This window comes from Butyrivibrio sp., from assembly GCF_017433805.1.
Classification (GTDB): domain Bacteria; phylum Bacillota; class Clostridia; order Lachnospirales; family Lachnospiraceae; genus Butyrivibrio.
Genome location: NZ_JAFRGN010000027.1, coordinates 35,929 through 52,107 on the forward strand (window position 1 = coordinate 35,929; position 16,179 = coordinate 52,107).

19 protein-coding genes are annotated in these 16,179 nt (G+C 41.6%); 10 read left to right on the forward strand and 9 right to left on the reverse strand.

The window, feature by feature from the left end:
* The first annotated feature begins 51 nt into the window (after positions 1-51).
* From IJI01_RS07005 to IJI01_RS07040, 8 genes are all read left to right on the forward strand, one after another.
* The gene (locus IJI01_RS07005; protein WP_292187881.1) at positions 52-702 is read left to right on the forward strand and encodes an ECF transporter S component; all 651 of its coding nucleotides are present in this window, start codon (positions 52-54) and stop codon (positions 700-702) included.
* A 13-nt stretch (positions 703-715) separates the two neighbouring features.
* The gene (locus tag IJI01_RS07010) at positions 716-1,609 is read left to right on the forward strand and encodes a type III pantothenate kinase (RefSeq protein ID WP_292187884.1); all 894 of its coding nucleotides are present in this window, start codon (positions 716-718) and stop codon (positions 1,607-1,609) included.
* 403 nt (positions 1,610-2,012) lie between these two features.
* The gene (gene coaBC, locus IJI01_RS07015; protein WP_292187887.1) at positions 2,013-3,209 is read left to right on the forward strand and encodes a bifunctional phosphopantothenoylcysteine decarboxylase/phosphopantothenate--cysteine ligase CoaBC; all 1,197 of its coding nucleotides are present in this window, start codon (positions 2,013-2,015) and stop codon (positions 3,207-3,209) included.
* Positions 3,210-3,255: 46 nt separating this feature from the next.
* On the forward strand, positions 3,256-4,269 hold the full coding sequence (locus IJI01_RS07020; RefSeq protein WP_292187890.1) for an NAD-dependent epimerase/dehydratase family protein: 1,014 nt from the start codon (positions 3,256-3,258) through the stop codon (positions 4,267-4,269).
* An 8-nt stretch (positions 4,270-4,277) separates the two neighbouring features.
* A complete protein-coding gene (locus IJI01_RS07025) occupies positions 4,278-5,804 on the forward strand; it encodes an NAD-dependent epimerase/dehydratase family protein (RefSeq protein ID WP_292187893.1) in 1,527 nt (508 codons plus the stop codon).
* A gap of 24 nt (positions 5,805-5,828) precedes the next feature.
* Positions 5,829-5,975: a hypothetical protein gene (locus tag IJI01_RS07030; protein ID WP_292187896.1), complete on the forward strand. Its 147-nt coding sequence runs from the start codon at positions 5,829-5,831 to the stop codon at positions 5,973-5,975.
* Positions 5,976-6,059: 84 nt separating this feature from the next.
* Positions 6,060-6,419, forward strand: coding sequence for a hypothetical protein (locus IJI01_RS07035; RefSeq protein ID WP_292187899.1), 360 nt, complete (start codon positions 6,060-6,062; stop codon positions 6,417-6,419).
* 225 nt (positions 6,420-6,644) lie between these two features.
* Positions 6,645-7,238: an ECF transporter S component gene (locus IJI01_RS07040; protein WP_292187902.1), complete on the forward strand. Its 594-nt coding sequence runs from the start codon at positions 6,645-6,647 to the stop codon at positions 7,236-7,238.
* A gap of 90 nt (positions 7,239-7,328) precedes the next feature.
* On the opposite strand, the gene IJI01_RS07045 is transcribed toward IJI01_RS07040, so the two are convergent.
* The 9 genes from IJI01_RS07045 to IJI01_RS07085 all read right to left on the reverse strand — a co-directional run bounded on the left by IJI01_RS07045 (position 7,329) and on the right by IJI01_RS07085 (position 13,496).
* Positions 7,329-7,691, reverse strand: a complete 363-nt coding sequence (locus IJI01_RS07045; protein WP_013281447.1) for a response regulator — start codon at positions 7,689-7,691, stop codon at positions 7,329-7,331.
* Positions 7,692-7,880: 189 nt separating this feature from the next.
* Positions 7,881-8,285: a hypothetical protein gene (locus IJI01_RS07050; protein WP_292187906.1), complete on the reverse strand. Its 405-nt coding sequence runs from the start codon at positions 8,283-8,285 to the stop codon at positions 7,881-7,883.
* A 25-nt stretch (positions 8,286-8,310) separates the two neighbouring features.
* Positions 8,311-8,850, reverse strand: a complete 540-nt coding sequence (locus tag IJI01_RS07055) for a hypothetical protein (RefSeq protein ID WP_292187909.1) — start codon at positions 8,848-8,850, stop codon at positions 8,311-8,313.
* Between the two features lie 14 nt (positions 8,851-8,864).
* A complete protein-coding gene (locus IJI01_RS07060) occupies positions 8,865-9,350 on the reverse strand; it encodes a DUF4860 domain-containing protein (protein ID WP_292187912.1) in 486 nt (161 codons plus the stop codon).
* A gap of 1 nt (position 9,351) precedes the next feature.
* The gene (locus IJI01_RS07065; protein WP_292187915.1) at positions 9,352-9,699 is read right to left on the reverse strand and encodes a hypothetical protein; all 348 of its coding nucleotides are present in this window, start codon (positions 9,697-9,699) and stop codon (positions 9,352-9,354) included.
* A 26-nt stretch (positions 9,700-9,725) separates the two neighbouring features.
* Complete coding sequence (locus IJI01_RS07070; protein WP_292187918.1) at positions 9,726-10,781, reverse strand: type II secretion system F family protein; 1,056 nt, start codon at positions 10,779-10,781, stop codon at positions 9,726-9,728.
* A 20-nt stretch (positions 10,782-10,801) separates the two neighbouring features.
* Positions 10,802-11,800: a transglutaminase-like domain-containing protein gene (locus tag IJI01_RS07075; protein ID WP_292187921.1), complete on the reverse strand. Its 999-nt coding sequence runs from the start codon at positions 11,798-11,800 to the stop codon at positions 10,802-10,804.
* 41 nt (positions 11,801-11,841) lie between these two features.
* Positions 11,842-12,582 carry a GGDEF domain-containing protein gene (locus IJI01_RS07080; protein WP_292187924.1) on the reverse strand — a complete coding sequence of 247 codons (741 nt, stop codon included), beginning with the start codon at positions 12,580-12,582 and terminating at the stop codon, positions 11,842-11,844.
* Positions 12,583-12,668: 86 nt separating this feature from the next.
* On the reverse strand, positions 12,669-13,496 hold the full coding sequence (locus IJI01_RS07085; RefSeq protein ID WP_330623094.1) for a histidinol-phosphatase HisJ family protein: 828 nt from the start codon (positions 13,494-13,496) through the stop codon (positions 12,669-12,671).
* Between the two features lie 161 nt (positions 13,497-13,657).
* Here IJI01_RS07085 and gap point away from each other — a divergent pair, with 161 nt between their 5' ends.
* Positions 13,658-14,689, forward strand: coding sequence for a type I glyceraldehyde-3-phosphate dehydrogenase (gap, locus tag IJI01_RS07090; RefSeq protein WP_022777812.1), 1,032 nt, complete (start codon positions 13,658-13,660; stop codon positions 14,687-14,689).
* Positions 14,690-14,783: 94 nt separating this feature from the next.
* On the forward strand, positions 14,784-16,022 hold the full coding sequence (locus IJI01_RS07095) for a phosphoglycerate kinase (RefSeq protein ID WP_292187929.1): 1,239 nt from the start codon (positions 14,784-14,786) through the stop codon (positions 16,020-16,022).
* Positions 16,023-16,179 lie beyond the last annotated feature (157 nt).

Here is a 16,179-nt window from a genome sequence, read left to right on the forward strand (position 1 = left end):
ATTCGAAATAGTTCGAAACGGTAGCTTTTTTATTCAAAAGGAGAATTGAATATGGATAACATGACAATGCTTGGCCGCAAGACTGAAGAGAAGTCAGCCGGACTTAGCAGCAAAACTCGTTACATGGTGGAGACTGCCCTCATGATCGCAATCGTACTGATTATGGGCAATACAGTACTTGGTACTATTCCTACACCATTTCTTAAGGTTTCTATCGTAACCGTTCCAGTTGCTCTCGCAGCAATGCTTATTGGACCAACTGCAGGAATCATCTGCGGTATCGTATTTGGTTTCAACAGCTTTGCAGGCGCTCTTACAGGAGCAAGCGGAATGCTTTCAACACTTTTTACAATCAGCCCAGCAGGCGTATTTTTCACAGCAGTAGTAGCAAGATTTCTTGACGCTACAGTAGTAAGCTTTGTTTTCCAGGCTCTCAAGAAGGCTGGACTTAAGCAGGCTTCTTATTATATCACTGGCGCTCTTATGCCACTTTTCAACACAGTATTTTTCATGGGCTCACTTTGCCTGTTCTTCTATAACACAGACTATGTACAGGGACTTGTTGCCAAGTACAACGCAACTAACCCATTTGCATTCGTAATCGCTATGGTTGGCGTTCAGGCTACTGTAGAGGCTGTTATCGGATGCCTCCTTGCTGGAACACTTGGTGTTGTTCTTTCTAAGGTACTTAAGAGAGCATAATAGGATTTATAAAATGGTATTAACCGTAGATATTGGAAATTCGAATATCGTAATTGGGGCTTGGGATAACGATGCCCTACAGTTTACAGGCAGGATACAGACCAGAAGAGACTATACTGAGGATGAACTTATGACTTCTTTTGAGGAGTTACTCGGTGACATCCAATCGAATATGACTTCAGATACCGATGAGAAATCTGATGATCATAAGTTTGCCTGCGCCTTTGAGGGGGCTATTCTGTCTTCTGTTGTGCCTGAAATAACTGACGTAACACTTAATACACTAGAAAAAATTACAGGGAAGAGGCCTCTATTAATGGGGCCTTTTCTTCATACAGGGGTGGATATTTCTGATTATGCCCCTGGAGCTATAGGAACAGACAGGATAGTAGATCTGTCTGCAGCCCTTGCAATGTACGGCGCACCAGTCATGGTGTGCGACCTTGGAACCTGCACCACCATCACTGTGGCAGGGGGCTTAGATTCTGAAGATATGAATTCAGATGATGGATATGATAAATCAGGCAAGAGATATATGGGCAAGCTTATAGGCGGAATGATCTGCCCTGGAGTGCAGCTGTCTCTTGATGCTGAGGCACAGCGTGCTTCACAGCTTCCGCAGCTAACTGCCGGCAAGGTGGATTCTCTTTTGGGAAAAGATACAGCGTCGAATATGATGTCTGGAGCAGTCGCTGCCACAGGACTAATGCTGTCTGAGCTGGCTGACAGGCTTAAGGATGGAACTTACACAGGCATGGAGATTAGAACATTGCCTGATCTTAAAGTGGTCATTACAGGAGGTCTTGCCCAATATGTAATACCATGGATCAAGTGCAGCGCAGAAGTCCATTACGAGCAGGATCTGCTCCTGCGAGGACTCTACGAGATTTATCGCTGCAATAGCTGAAAATGATAATTGGAAAGAGAATATTATTGTACTTTCTTGAATTATTTACTTATGAAATGCGTGACGAATGCGTGACATCTTATTTGCATCGAATTTTAAAGAAATAGCAATTATAGATGCATATATATAGACGATACTGGCAGTGAGTGCATCGATAATGTGATAGTTGCTGATTATTGATGCAGCATAGCCGCGTTTTGGAAGAGAAATTGCATCGATAAGATCAAAAGTTGGTTATTCGATGCATGTGATAAAAATGAAGCTGTGAAATGAGCATCGATTATGAGCAAAATGGGAAAATTGATGCAGAACCAGAACAAATACAGCTGAAGGAATATCCCAATACATAGAAATGCACAGAAACATAGATTTATACTAATATATAGATTAAAGAGGTAATACAATGCTGAAAGGAAAAAATATATTACTGGGAGTCACAGGTGGAATAGCTGCCTACAAGTCAGCTGATCTTGCGTCCAAACTGATCAAGCAGCATGCAAATGTAGATGTGATCATGACTGAGAATGCAACACAGTTCATTACGCCACTTACATTTGAGGCTCTTACTCATAACAGATGTGTCACAGATACCTTCGACAGAAATCACCCATGGGAAGTCGAGCACATTGCCCTTGCTGATAAAGCGGATGCACTGGTAATAGCTCCAGCTACAGCTAATTGTATTGCCAAGCTTGCCTGTGGAATTGCAGACGACATGCTGACAACAACAGCGCTTGCCTGCGATTGCACTAAGATAATAGCACCAGCCATGAATACCAAGATGTATGAAAATCCTGTAACACAGAGAAATCTCAATACACTTAAGGAACTTGGTTATATTATAGTAACTCCAGGAGATGGCTATCTTGCTTGCGGAACAGTTGGTAAGGGCAGAATGGAAGAGCCGGTTAACATTGTTGATGCCATAATTCATGAGATCGCATGCCCCAAGGATATGACAGGACTTAATGTTCTCGTGACAGCTGGCCCAACGAGAGAAGCGATTGATCCTGTCAGATATATCACCAATCATTCAACCGGAAAAATGGGTGTGGCACTTGCCAAGGCTGCAGCCTGTAGAGGTGCTAATGTAACTTTGGTAGCAGGACCTATTGATATAGATATCCCATCATATGTGAGTGTTGTGCGAGTATCATCAGCTCAAGAGATGTTTGATGCTGTCACAACAAGGTCTGATGAGCAGGATATCATCATCAAAGCCGCTGCAGTAGCTGATTACACTCCTGAGACAGTAGCGGATGATAAGATCAAGAAATCTGATAATGACAGTGATCTTTCTATTAAGCTTGCAAGAACTCAGGATATCCTCGCATGGCTCGGTGAGCACAAGAAGAAGGATCAGCTTCTTTGTGGCTTCTCCATGGAAACAAGAGATATGCTGGAGAATTCCAGAAAGAAATTAGCCAAGAAAAACCTCGATATGATCTGTGCAAATAACGTTAAGGTTGAAGGCGCAGGTTTTGGTGTGGACACTAACGTAATTACTATCATCACCAAAGAAAAAGAAACTGAGCTGGAACTGATGAGTAAGAATGATGCAGCTCACTGTATCCTGACACAGTTACTGGAACTGAAATAATCTATAACTTGTAACGGCAACATGACTTGAGACAGGGGGAGTAAAAGTGAAAGTATTTATGATAGGGGGTACAGGTCTCCTTGGAAGCGAGGCAGCAAGGGTGCTTATTGAAAGAGGCCACGAAGTAGTGAGCGTGGCTCTTCCTCCATTGCCAACGGGAGCAGTCCTTCCGCCAGAAATGAAAATAGAGTATGGCAACTACCTTGAGATGAGCGACGATGATATCAGAGGATATATGCAGGGCTGCGATGGATTTGTATTTGCAGCAGGAGTAGATGAGCGAGTAGAAGGACCGGCGCCTATCTATGATCTGTTCAAAAAATATAATATCGATCCGCTTAACAGGCTTCTTACAATAGCAAAAGAGTGTGGTGTCAAACATGTTGCTATATGTGGCTCATACTTTGCTTACTTTGCCAAAGCCAGAAAAGAATTGGAACTGACTAAGTGGCATCCATATATTAGAAGCCGTATAGATCAAGAGAATGCAGCACTTTCTTTTGCTGATGATAATTTTGATGTGGCTGTTTTGGAGCTTCCTTACATATTTGGAACACAGCCTGGAAGAAAGCCGGTATGGGTATTCCTGGTCGAGCAGCTTCGTGCAATGAAAGGAGCTACTTTCTATCCAAAGGGCGGTACGACAATGGTAACTGTTCACCAGGTTGGCGAAGCTCTTGCTGGGGCTATCGAGTACAACAAGGGTGGTAACGCTTATCCTATAGGCTATTACAACATGACCTGGAAAGAGATGCTTGGAATCGTGCATAAGTACATGGGATGTCCAGATAAAAAGATTATTACTATTCCCACATGGATGTACGCTATAGGCATTAGAAATATTCTTAAGGAGCAAAAGAAAAAAGGGATTGAAGGTGGTCTTAACCTGAGTAAATTTACGGACCTTCAATGTGCAAAGCTTTTTATAGATAAGGAACTTGGATGTGACAAACTGAAAGTTACACCAGATGATATAGATGCGGCTATTGGTGATTCAATAAAGCTTTGCATTGATGTAATTGATGGCAAGGCGGAGGTTATCGGAATGAGAGGAGAATGACAATGTCTATGAAAAGAAAAGTCGTTTTCATGACAGGTGCTGGTGGCGGAATGGGTTCTGAGAGCTTTAGGCAGATGCTTCCAGATCTGGGAAACCTTTATGACCTTGTTATTCTTGTAAGAGATAGTCAAAAGAATCATGATCTTTTTGATAGATATGAGAAGACTCAGGGACTGAAGATAGTTTATGGAGACCTTCTAAATCAGGAAGATGTGGAGAAGTGCGTGTCCATGTCCGATATGGTTCTGCACATAGCTGCTTTTGTTTCGCCTGCGGCAGATTATTACCCAAAGAAAGCTATGGAGAATAATTATGGCTCAGTAGTAAACATAATAAATGCCATAAAAAAGTTTGGTAAGCAGGATAACTATAAATTTGTATACATAGGAACGGTTGCAGAGACTGGAGACAGAATGCCGCCTATTCATTGGGGAAGAGTAGGTGATCCAATAAAGCCCAGCATGTTTGACTACTATGCAGTTTCCAAGGTTGCAGCAGAGCGCTATGTGATAGAGAGCGGATTATCCTACTGGGTATCACTCAGGCAGACTGGGATCATAGGCCCGGCAATGGCCAAGATTCGCAATGCGATACAATTTCATAACTGCCTGTTTAATGTGCTTGAGTATGCTTCCGACAGAGACAGTGGAAGAGCTATGAGAAATCTGGCCGCGTTTGATGCGGATAGAAGTCTCCCGGAAGATTTTTGGTGTCATATCTATAACGTTGGAGGCGGAAAGAGCTGCAGAGTCAGCACCTTCCAGATGTATCAGGAATTGTACGGAATTCTGGGCTTTAAGAGTCGTGACACAGTTGTGGATCCTAAAGTTTATGCTACCAGGAACTTCCATGGTCATTTTTATCTTGATTCTGACAAGCTTGAAAAGTATCTTCACTTTAGAAGCGATTCCATGCAGTATTTGTATGATGCTTACCTTAAGGAACTTGGAGGGGCTGTTACGGCGGCTAAGCTGATCACCAAGTTGCCTGGCGGGCAAAAGCTTATGGGAAATATTATTAAGTCGTCTTCCAAGAAGGACCTTGTTTCTGAACATGGTACTAAGCGCTGGATAGATGAGAATATAGAAGACCACATAGAAGCATATTGGGGAAGCAAAAAAGCATATGACATGATTCCAGACAAACTCAGTCAGATGGAGGCATTTACGGATTGGGATAAGGTAGTGCACATAGATCATGGATATGATGAGAGTAAACCTGAGTCAGAGCTTACATTGGAAGATATGAAGGGAGCTGCCGAGTTTAGAGGTGGTTTCTGTGATTCAAAAGAGATGACGAAGGGCGACTGGAAGACACTGCTTGAGTTTACCTGTCAGTTTGGTCATCACTTTAAGGGAAGCCCCAGGCTTATTTTGGAGGGCGGACACTGGTGCGATGAATGTGAGAGAAAGTCATGGAACTATGGTATAAGAGCCAAAAAAGACAAGTTTTTTGCGCAGGTATGGAATCCGCTTCATGATGACAGTGAGATTAGGGAGTATCCCAAAATAGTAAACGAGTTTACGGGGAAGTGAAAACATATTTTGAGGGGAGGAATTATGCAGCAATACGAAAAAGAGCATCGCGCACTTGTACTGGATAATGCAGCTGAATGCACAGTTCTTTTGAAGACAGATGGTAAATTTCCACTAGGTAAGCCTGGCAAGCTTGCTGCCTACGGCGCAGGAGTAATAAGCAAATTTTAGAATTAGGATATAATTATTTCAATCTGACCCTCCGATATAGAAAATGGTTAAAGGGAAAACTATTTTTTGTCGGAGGGTCTGTAAATGGATTTTGGATTCCTTGCATCAGCAAATAGCATTACAAGCAAATATTTGAATCAGATGTCAGCTGAGAAGGCTCTTTCTCAGGTGCAGTCTATAGATGATGAGACCAGGAAAAAGTTTGGAAAAGAGTTTGAGGAAGCCTACGATTCAATGATGGCTACAAGAGCTCTGAACGAGAACATGCGTAGCAGCTATGAGTTTAATCATCAGGATACGCTCAAGGATCATGCTACAAGACTTGGCTATTCAATAGATAATCGTGTTATAGATATGCTCCATATTCAGTTGTCTGATGACATGAATGAGAAGGTGAGCTCAGCAATGAACAATGCCATAAAAGAGCTTGGAGAATTGATCTGATATAAGGAATAATGAGATATTTCTAAGGTTTATGATCATACAGGTCATAAACCTTTTTCTATGTAAGCCTGATAGACAATAGAAAATTTCATATCCAAAAGAATCTGGTCATATAAAAGAACACTGTTTTGGTATTTTTTATATTATCAGATTGGTGCTATATTGTGTAAAGTTTAAAAAATCAAAAAGAACGAAAACACTACGCGAGACTCAAAGGAGGAGACTATGAAAAACGACAACGTAAGAAAACTCACTTATGCAGGACTTATGGCAGCTCTTTGCTATGTTGGATATGCAGTATTTCCTGCAATCAATGCATCTGGCACTAAGGTACACCTCGGAAATGCTTTTGTAGTACTAGGAGCACTGCTTCTTGGCGGATTATACGGCGGACTTGCCGGTGCAATAGGTCTTTCAATTGCTGATATTACACTTGGTTATACAGCATCGGCTCCCAGAACATTTATCTGCAAGCTTGTAATTGGCCTCATTGTTGGTCTTGTTGCTCACAAGATTGCCAAGATTTCAGAAGATCACAAAAAGGGATATATTCTTCAGTGGTCTGCAATAGCTGCTGTAGCAGGACTTGCTTTTAACTGCGTATTCGAACCAGCACTTAAGTATGTGTGGTTCACAATTCTTACTCCAAATGCAGAAAAAGCTGCGTCAGCCATCAGTGCACTGCTTGCTGTAACAACTTATGCAACTATCATCAATGCGGTTATCAATTCAATTCTCGCAGTAGTTATCTATAACGCACTTCGTCCAGCACTTAATAAGGCGAATCTTTTTCCCACACTTGCCAAAAAGAGCGCCTAAGAAGTAATGTAATATAGTAACAATATGAGAACACAAAAAATGCGCAGCCTCAAACGAGAGCTGCGCATTATTTTTTCGCATCAGTAATAATTATCCAATGGCTTTCTTAACCGCTTCAAGAACACGATCTGCCTGGAATGGCTTAACGATGAAGTCTTTAGCTCCGGCCTGGATAGATTCAATTACCATTGCCTGCTGACCCATAGCAGAGCACATAATGCAAACTGCATTAGGATCTGCAGCCTTGATTCCCTTCAAGGCTCCGATACCATCAAGTTCGGGCATTGTGATATCAAGAGTAACAAGGTCGGGCTTCAACTCATTATACTTTTCGATTGCGACTTTACCGTTCTCCGCTTCGCCAGCAATCTCGTATCCATTCTTGGAGAGGATATCCTTAAGCATCATGCGCATGAAAGCGGCGTCATCAGTAATGAGTACTCTTTTTCCCATATTGAACCTCCAATAAGTAGTTTTAGTTGCTAAGAAAATAAATGCAATTTTCTTTTCTTTTCTTAAATAATTGTTGTTCAGTACATAATCTATTGTAACACGGATTTCCAAATATGAGCGTTAAATCGTTATGCAAAAAATTAAAATTTGATAAAGTCTTAGGGAAATTGTTTTAAAATTTTCTACCTCTTATTTGTATACCGGAAGCGTGTAATCATAGTCATTATCGGCATAATTGACGATTTGCCACTGTGATATTGTGTATTTATTTGATGAATTGACGGAGTTGTTCCCAATATTTGACATTAACGCAATATCGAGCGATTGATTATCAGTTATAGGTATACTTTTCTTTATGACACCATTTTCTTCAGATGCCTCATAACCAGAATTAACGGCTGCTATAAAGGCATATCCCTTGTGGCAGGCACTGTAGTAAGCACTTTGTCTTTCTGCCAGATTCTGGCTCAAATTATAATCTGCTTTGGAATTGACAAGTGTCAAGGTGGCAAAAGAAACAAGGCTTAACACTGTGAATATAAGGAGAATAGAGGCGCTGCCTACATTTATTCCCTTTTGCTTTTGTGTTTCCATATCGTGGCCCTTCTCATTAAATCATTTATTTACCAATATAAACATCTATTTTATTGCTAAAGATCACATCTTCAGAATCCTCCGGGATTGTAAGATATTCCTCGCTTCGGTTCTTTATATCAATAATTGCGATATTACCTGCGATTGCATCTCCGTCCAAAAGAACTCCATAATCATTAACATCTGAATATACGCTGGAAGCAAAATCTTTTTTGACATCAAGAATTGCTTCGTAGGCTGCATCACCCAGGGAATTATCAATTACTTCCCATTTTTCATTAAAGAAGATTGTGATGGTGCCATCGCTTTCTTTTTCTCCGGCTGCAAGAAATGCGTCTGGATAAAGATTTTTGATCAGCACAATATTGCCATCACAGCCATAAAAGCTCTCTGACAGGTTCTGAGACCAAAGCAGTGCATTGTTCAGATTTTTGTCGTGGTCTGACAGACTGTGAGCTGATGCAAAGAGTCTCAGACAGATAGCACTTGCCAGGGAAAAGAAAAATATGGCTATTATGATTTCCATTAGAAATAAGCTGGATTTGGAGTGGGTAGTGGTGCTCATGTCATCCTTCTTCCTTATTTACTGTGAATGGAGATAAAAACGGTTTCTTCGGAACCATCGTCTTCGGTTACTTTTGCCCTCAGGAGATTATCGTTTGTTTTTTCTACATCGAATGAGTGGAGCTTTAATATCTTTTGACCAGTCTGAGGATAGAAATTATTAAGATCGGCTCTGGCAAACAGCTCCATCAGATATCCATCATAGCTGTAAATATAAGTGTTATATAGATCGCCGTTTACTGTTTCCTGGAAAACAAGTACGTTTGAGCCAAAGAGCTCCTGTACGAAGACATTACCTTCCAGATCAGACTGGCGGACTTTTTCAGTTATATAGGCAATCGATACTCTTTGGGCATAGTTTTCACTGGTCTGCTCCACGTTCTTTTTGTAGATACTTGCACCGATGGAAATGACAGTCAGTGCAGATATCAAAAATAGCAGCAGCAGACATATTACGAAAACAGTATCGATTACATGACGCTTGTCAGAACCAGGATTCATACTAGTTGTTCCTTATCTTGATAACAGTTACATCCGGGTAAAGATTGGATGCTATAGGCATATATTCAACGAAAAAAGTAGTTTTATCGTAGGTCAGGCCGTAGTGATGCTCTAAGTAATCAATGTTTGGAGGGTATCTGCCCTCAATGGCGTAGCACTGAACGATGTCTCGTGCAAGAGCGCTTTCCAGAGATTCCTGCTGTTTGCTGATGGAGCTCTTACCTGTTGCATCTACAGCAAAGAAAAACAGCACAGCAATAGTGACGAAGATAGCAATGGAAATAAATCTGTATGCTCCGTCAGATAATCTGAATATTTGATTGCCCTTTTGCTCGAATCTGTTGCTCATACGCTATACCTGCTAAAACAAAGGTTTTATCCGATAGTTGTCATGATACCCATAAGAGGCAGGATTACGGATAAAAGAATCATTCCTACGATGATGGACAAAACAATTACAAGTGTTGGCTCTAAAATGGCGATGAGAGAGTAGATCTTTCTCTCTGTTTCTTTTTCAAAACGGTCAGCTATCTGCTGCATTGCACTATCCATGGAACCGGATTTAAATCCAACTGAAACCATCTGTGAATAGAAGGATGAAAAGATATTTGACTTTGCCAGAGCTTCTGGGAAGCTGTCGCCCTCAATCAGAAGATTTCTGCAGTTCTCAATTTTTTCCTTCATTTCATTAGTTTCAACGAGCTTATTAACAAGAGAAAGGCCTTCATAGGTGTCCATTCCACTTGATAGAGTCAGAACCATACCACTTGCAAAGCGGGCACTTTCAAGATCCTGCATGAGCTTTTTGGTGATATGGAGCTTACCAAGGAAGGACTTAAACAGGTCTTTTCCCTTTGTTGTACTTGTGAAAAAGATAAACAGAAGGGCGATGACTGCAAGAAGGATCACCATGATGATTGAATATCTGTTGAGCAGATTTCCGAAGTCAAGAAGCGACTGTGAAAAACCACTCATGTTAGTTCCAAGCTGCGCAAATACCTGCTCAAAAATAGGAAGAACCTTGGTGATGAGAACTACAACAACCACAAGCATCATAAATACCATGATAAGTGGGTAGCTGACAGCACTTTTTATGCTGGAGCTGATATTTTCCTCTCGCTCATAGTATTCTGCAAGTGAGTTCATAACTGTATCAAGGCTTCCCGATTCTTCACCGATTGTCACCATGTGGATCAGATATTCAGGGAAAGCACCGCTCATCTCAAGAGCTATATGGAATTTTTCACCGCTCATCAGGACCTGGCTGATTGAGTCAAGGAGTTTCTGAGCAGATGAATCATGCGTATCCTGCTTTAGAATCTCAATTCCTTCTGCAGGGGAAATGCCGGCTTTTATCAAGAGCGACATCTGTCTGCAAAAACTTGAGATTTCATAATTTGATAAGTGAACAACTGAGCTTTTCTTGATCATATGACACCTTTCTCAAATGATTAGTAGATATACTTAACAGAATAATTCTCACCGTCTCCAATAAATTCCTGAAGAGACTTTTCTTCAGTGTTGGAGGCAAAAGTGGGATCCATCAGCGACCATTCTTTTCCATCAAACTGGATCATTCCATTAACCCAGCCAATATCAGTTATGTATGTGCTGATCCATGCGTGGTAAGCAGTTCCTGCGTAGCCGATTTCCATTCGGGTAGGTATTCGCTGGCTTCGTAGCATGCTGCACATTAGAGCGGAGTAGTCGAGGCAGATACCTGTTTTGGTAGAAAGAACTTCATCCACATCAGGAAGATAGCCACTTTGAACAGTTTCAGCCTCTTCGTAGTCATATTTGATGTTGTCGATCATGAAGTTGTAGACTTCGGAGACAACGTCCAGATCATTGTTGCAAGGATAGGCCAGATCGGCAGCTTTTTTTACCGCATTGCTCTCCGCTGAGAAGGTGCAGTACTGATTAGGATAAAGAAATGGACCAAACTCATTGGCTATCTGAACATCCAGTAGTTGGGAGAAAACAGTTGTGTACTGGGTTCCTTCAAGCTGCTCAAATACATTGACCATATATTCACCGTTGCCAAACTGCAAAGGGAAAACTTCGTTAGTGGGATTACCGACTGTCAGGTTGTAGGTATAGGTGATACTGTTAGGGCCTGTGATCTGAAGCTTAACCTTGCCAGAGGAGCCGGTATACTTGATGACAAGATAGCCTTCCGAAATATTGGAAGCATCAAGGCTGGCATATTCGTTTTCATAGACTGTAACACCCGAAGCTTCCGGGACAAGACAAACAGAGGTGTTGTCGCGACTTCCTTTTTCACGTGGAGCGGCAGGAGCTTCTTCCTTGGCTGGCTCTTCTGCGGCGGAAGGCTTAGTCTTAGTGGAAACAGAGTCTTTTTCACCCGCAGAACCGCATGAACAAAGAGAAAACGCGGTAATACCTACTATTAACAAAAGAGATAGTTTTTTTCTTAAGATTTTTTGCATACGCACTTTTTTCCGAAGGTGCAGGTCAAACCTGCTACTTATCATGACAAAATCTGTGGAACCGCTCTTAGTCTTTTATATCCAAGAGAAATGAGTTCGGATATCTTTTCCTTGTGCTCATCATGATTGAGAGCTTTGGAATAGGCTATTTCCAGAGGGTCACCCACATTCATTTCGTTGTAGCCGTGAATTCTTTTGGTGAGATCCATCAGGAACATCTCGAGCTTGGTGCTGTCACAGTTCTCCATCATTACTACGAACTCGTTTCCACCGTTTCTTCCAACGTAGCCATATTCCTGACTGACATCCTCGAGTATCGAACTAAACTCAGCAATGAGGAAATTTCCGTTGTTGTGGCTCTTATCCTTATTTATAGCCACGAGGTTATTGATCTTTAGTAAAAGAAATCCAGCGCCAGGTAGTAGTTCGGGACTATTGAAGTTATCGAAGAGAAGATCGCAGCTATATCTGTTAGGAATACCCGTCAGCTTATCAATGTAAGCAAGACGATTTAATTTTTTTCCTATAGATATAGTTCTGTGAAGAATATAGAAGTCAATTATTATTGAGATGAGAAAAAACAAAATGCAGAAGCCCATGATTATGAATATGGTTGGGGCAGGAGCACCCTCCAGATTCTCAAACTGGGATCTTTCTACAAAGAAGGTAAAGGTCATCACGACAGTAAGCATGATGACTATCACCATAGATACTATTTTATAGATAATAATAGAGCCATATATTCTGGATCTTTTGCTCTTATCAGGATAATCGGATTTCATCAGTTGACCTCCGGACTAATTGGCTTATATGAATATATACGAAATTATTATACTATATTTAGTTAATTTTGGCTAAAGGCCATTTTTTAAAGTGGATTGGCTAAAGGCTCTCTTTTATCAAAAGTGTAGTAGGAATCAAAGCCGCAGTTAAGAGCAATTTCGCGGGCTTTATCAAAGCAGCCTGCAACTTCCTCAGGATTATGGGCATCTGAGCCAAAGGTTATGATCCTTCCACCCAATTCATTAAATCTTTTTAAAATTTCTGAGTTAGGATTTGGCTGACTACCTCCCCTTGTAAGAGACTTGGTGTTGAGGTCAAGGCCCTTACCATTTTCTGCAAGACAGGTGAGTATGGCGTCAATCTCATCCTTATATTTGTTATAGGAATATCCAGCACCTTTTGTTGGAGTGTAGCGGACAATATAGTCAAGGTGTCCCAGAACATCAAAGTCAGTAAATGCTTTGATATTCTCAAGGGTAGCAACAAAATAGCGGCGAATGATATCCTCCTCATCGCGTCCTTCCCACATGTCAGGGTAAAAAGGGTCTGCGTGGTCGAGAAGGTGGATTGAGCCAATGACAAAATCAAAATTATTATCCGCAAGGATCTGAGTATTTTCTTTTACTATCTGAGTCTGAAGGCCAAGCTCTATTCCATATTTGATAGAAATCTTTTCTTTATATTCTTCTTTATAGGAAAAAAGTTCTCTTGTATAAGATGGAATATCTAATGTAAAAGTTCCCTCGGGAACACTTTCAGTTATTGGAAAATCCAAATCCATATGTTCGGTAAAACATATTTCTGAAAGGCTGCATGAAATGGCGCTTTCAATCATGTCTTTCATGGGGGCTGTAGAATCTCCCGAATTATGAGTATGCATATGGTAATCAGATGGTAGTAATTTCCTAGTCATAAACTTCACCTCGCAAAATTAATAATATCATGTTTTTTATATATTCTTACTTGATTTATAGCAGAAAGTCTATTAGAATTAGAGTTGCTGATAAAAAATTATCAATTCAAATGATATAGTAACAGCAATCAATATAAAATTCATTTTAGGAGGAACTTAAAATGGCAGTAAAAGTTGCAATTAATGGTTTTGGCCGTATTGGTCGTCTTGCATTCAGACAGATGTTCGGTGCAGAAGGCTACGAAGTAGTAGCTATCAATGATTTGACAAGCCCTAAGATGCTTGCTCATCTTCTTAAGTACGATTCATCACAGGGACGTTACGTAGAAGTAGGTCACGAGGATGACGTTACAGCTGATGACGAGGCTGGCACAATCACAGTAAAGGGTAAGACAATCAAGATCTACAAAGAGCCTGATGCTAATAACTGCCCATGGGGAGAGCTTGGCGTAGACGTAGTTCTCGAGTGCTCAGGATTCTACACATCAAAGGAGAAGGCACAGGCACACATCAACGCTGGTGCTAAGAAGGTTGTTATTTCAGCTCCTGCTGGAAACGATCTTCCTACAATCGTTTACAACGTAAACCACAAGACACTTACAAAGGACGACAAGATCATTTCTGCTGCTTCTTGCACAACAAACTGCCTTGCACCTATGGCTAAGGCTCTTAATGATTACGCTCCAATCCAGTCAGGTATCATGTGCACAATCCACGCTTACACAGGTGACCAGATGATCCTTGATGGACCACAGAGAAAGGGCGATCTTAGAAGATCACGTGCTGGTGCTGTAAACATCGTTCCTAACTCAACAGGTGCTGCAAAGGCTATCGGCCTTGTTATCCCTGAGCTTAACGGAAAGCTTATCGGCGCTGCTCAGCGTGTTCCTACACCTACAGGATCAACAACACTTCTTTTCGCTGTAGTTAAGAAGGCTGACGTTACTAAGGAAGCTGTTAACGCAGCTATGAAGGCAGCAGCTACAGAGTCATTCGGATACAACACAGACGAGATCGTTTCATCTGATATCGTTGGTATGAGATTCGGTTCACTCTTCGATGCTACTCAGACTCTTGTAAACAAGGTTGATGACGATACATACGAAGTACAGGTTGTTTCATGGTATGACAACGAGAACTCATACACATCACAGATGGTTAGAACAATTAAGTACTTTGCAGAGCTTGGTTGATTAACCTCTAATATCAAATAGACTTTTGATGAGGTCCGGTCCATATGGACCGGACCTTATTTCTTTCAAACAAAAATCCCAGGAGGAAAAAAATATGGCACTTAATAAGAAGTCCGTAGATGACATCAATGTAAAAGGCAGACGCGTACTTGTTCGTTGCGATTTCAACGTACCTCTTAAGAACGGCGAGATCACAGACGAGACAAGAATTGTAGCTGCTCTTCCTACAATCAAGAAGCTCGTTAAGGATGGTGGTAAGGTTATCCTTTGCTCACACCTTGGAAAGGTTAAGAATGGCCCTAACGAGGGAGAATCTCTTGGACCAGTTGCTAAGAGACTTTCAGAGAAGCTTGGCAAGGACGTTAAGTTCATCGACGATTACAGCGTAACAGGCGCTGCTGCTACAGGTGCAGTAGAGGCTATGAAGGAAGGAGACGTTATCCTTCTTCAGAATACTCGTTTCAGAGGCAAAGAGGAGACTAAGCCTGAAGAGGCTGGTGAGGCTTTTGCAAAAGAGCTTGCTGATCTTGCTGATGACTATGTATGCGACGCTTTCGGTTCAGCTCACAGAGCACACGCTTCTGTTGCAGTTGTAACTAAGTATATCAAGGAAAAAGGCGGCAACAATGCAGTTGGTTACCTTATGCAGAAGGAAATCGACTTCCTTGGAAACGCAGTTGAGAATCCAGTTAGACCTTTCGTAGCTATTCTTGGTGGCGCTAAGGTTGCTGATAAGCTCAACGTTATCAACACACTTCTTGACAAGTGCGACACTCTTATCATCGGTGGTGGTATGGCTTACACATTCCTTAAGGCTAAGGGATATGAAGTTGGTAAGTCACTCCTTGATGAGACTAAGGTTGATTACTGTAAGGAAATGATGGAAAAGGCTGAGAAGGCTGGCAAGCAGCTCCTTCTTCCTGTTGATACAGTATGTATCGATTCTTTCCCAGATCCTATCGACAACCCTAACATCACAACAACAATCGTTGATGCTGATAAGATCCCTGCTGACAAAGAGGGTGCTGATATCGGACCTAAGACAATCGAGCTTTACTCTGAGGCAGTTAAGTCTGCTAAGACAGTAGTTTGGAACGGACCTATGGGCGTATTCGAGAACCCAGTTCTTGCAAACGGTACAAAGGAAGTTGCTAAGGCTCTTTCAGTTACAGCAGCAACAACAATCATCGGTGGTGGTGATAGTGCAGCAGCTGTTAACCAGCTCGGCTATGCTGATAAGATGAGCCACATCTCAACAGGTGGTGGTGCTTCTCTTGAGTTCCTTGAGGGCAGGAAGCTTCCTGGTGTTTACGCAGCTGATGACAGAGCGTAATATGTGAGTCAAAGTGGCGACATTTCTGCTTGCAGAGAATGGCGCAACCTTGACGAATAAACCGGTTGAGCAATATCCCGTGCAATGCACGGAATAGATATTGCGAAAGCGGTAGGATTTCGAGAGCGAAGCGAAGAAATCCGTATTCGCTCAATGA

Bases quoted from the DNA above. Each gene is read 5' to 3' on its own strand.
- IJI01_RS07040 (WP_292187902.1), top strand. From the start codon at position 6,645: ATGAAAAACGACAACGTAAGAAAACTCACTTATGCAGGACTTATGGCA.
- coaBC (WP_292187887.1), top strand. From the start codon at position 2,013: ATGCTGAAAGGAAAAAATATATTACTGGGAGTCACAGGTGGAATAGCT.
- IJI01_RS07065 (WP_292187915.1), bottom strand. From the start codon at position 9,699: ATGAGCAACAGATTCGAGCAAAAGGGCAATCAAATATTCAGATTATCT.
- IJI01_RS07085 (WP_330623094.1), bottom strand. From the start codon at position 13,496: ATGACTAGGAAATTACTACCATCTGATTACCATATGCATACTCATAAT.
- IJI01_RS07055 (WP_292187909.1), bottom strand. From the start codon at position 8,850: ATGAGCACCACTACCCACTCCAAATCCAGCTTATTTCTAATGGAAATC.
- IJI01_RS07080 (WP_292187924.1), bottom strand. From the start codon at position 12,582: ATGAAATCCGATTATCCTGATAAGAGCAAAAGATCCAGAATATATGGC.
- IJI01_RS07060 (WP_292187912.1), bottom strand. From the start codon at position 9,350: ATGAATCCTGGTTCTGACAAGCGTCATGTAATCGATACTGTTTTCGTA.
- IJI01_RS07070 (WP_292187918.1), bottom strand. From the start codon at position 10,781: ATGATCAAGAAAAGCTCAGTTGTTCACTTATCAAATTATGAAATCTCA.
- IJI01_RS07030 (WP_292187896.1), top strand. From the start codon at position 5,829: ATGCAGCAATACGAAAAAGAGCATCGCGCACTTGTACTGGATAATGCA.
- IJI01_RS07050 (WP_292187906.1), bottom strand. From the start codon at position 8,285: ATGGAAACACAAAAGCAAAAGGGAATAAATGTAGGCAGCGCCTCTATT.
- gap (WP_022777812.1), top strand. From the start codon at position 13,658: ATGGCAGTAAAAGTTGCAATTAATGGTTTTGGCCGTATTGGTCGTCTT.
- IJI01_RS07035 (WP_292187899.1), top strand. From the start codon at position 6,060: ATGGATTTTGGATTCCTTGCATCAGCAAATAGCATTACAAGCAAATAT.
- IJI01_RS07095 (WP_292187929.1), top strand. From the start codon at position 14,784: ATGGCACTTAATAAGAAGTCCGTAGATGACATCAATGTAAAAGGCAGA.
- IJI01_RS07005 (WP_292187881.1), top strand. From the start codon at position 52: ATGGATAACATGACAATGCTTGGCCGCAAGACTGAAGAGAAGTCAGCC.
- IJI01_RS07045 (WP_013281447.1), bottom strand. From the start codon at position 7,691: ATGGGAAAAAGAGTACTCATTACTGATGACGCCGCTTTCATGCGCATG.
- IJI01_RS07025 (WP_292187893.1), top strand. From the start codon at position 4,278: ATGAAAAGAAAAGTCGTTTTCATGACAGGTGCTGGTGGCGGAATGGGT.
- IJI01_RS07010 (WP_292187884.1), top strand. From the start codon at position 716: ATGGTATTAACCGTAGATATTGGAAATTCGAATATCGTAATTGGGGCT.
- IJI01_RS07075 (WP_292187921.1), bottom strand. From the start codon at position 11,800: ATGCAAAAAATCTTAAGAAAAAAACTATCTCTTTTGTTAATAGTAGGT.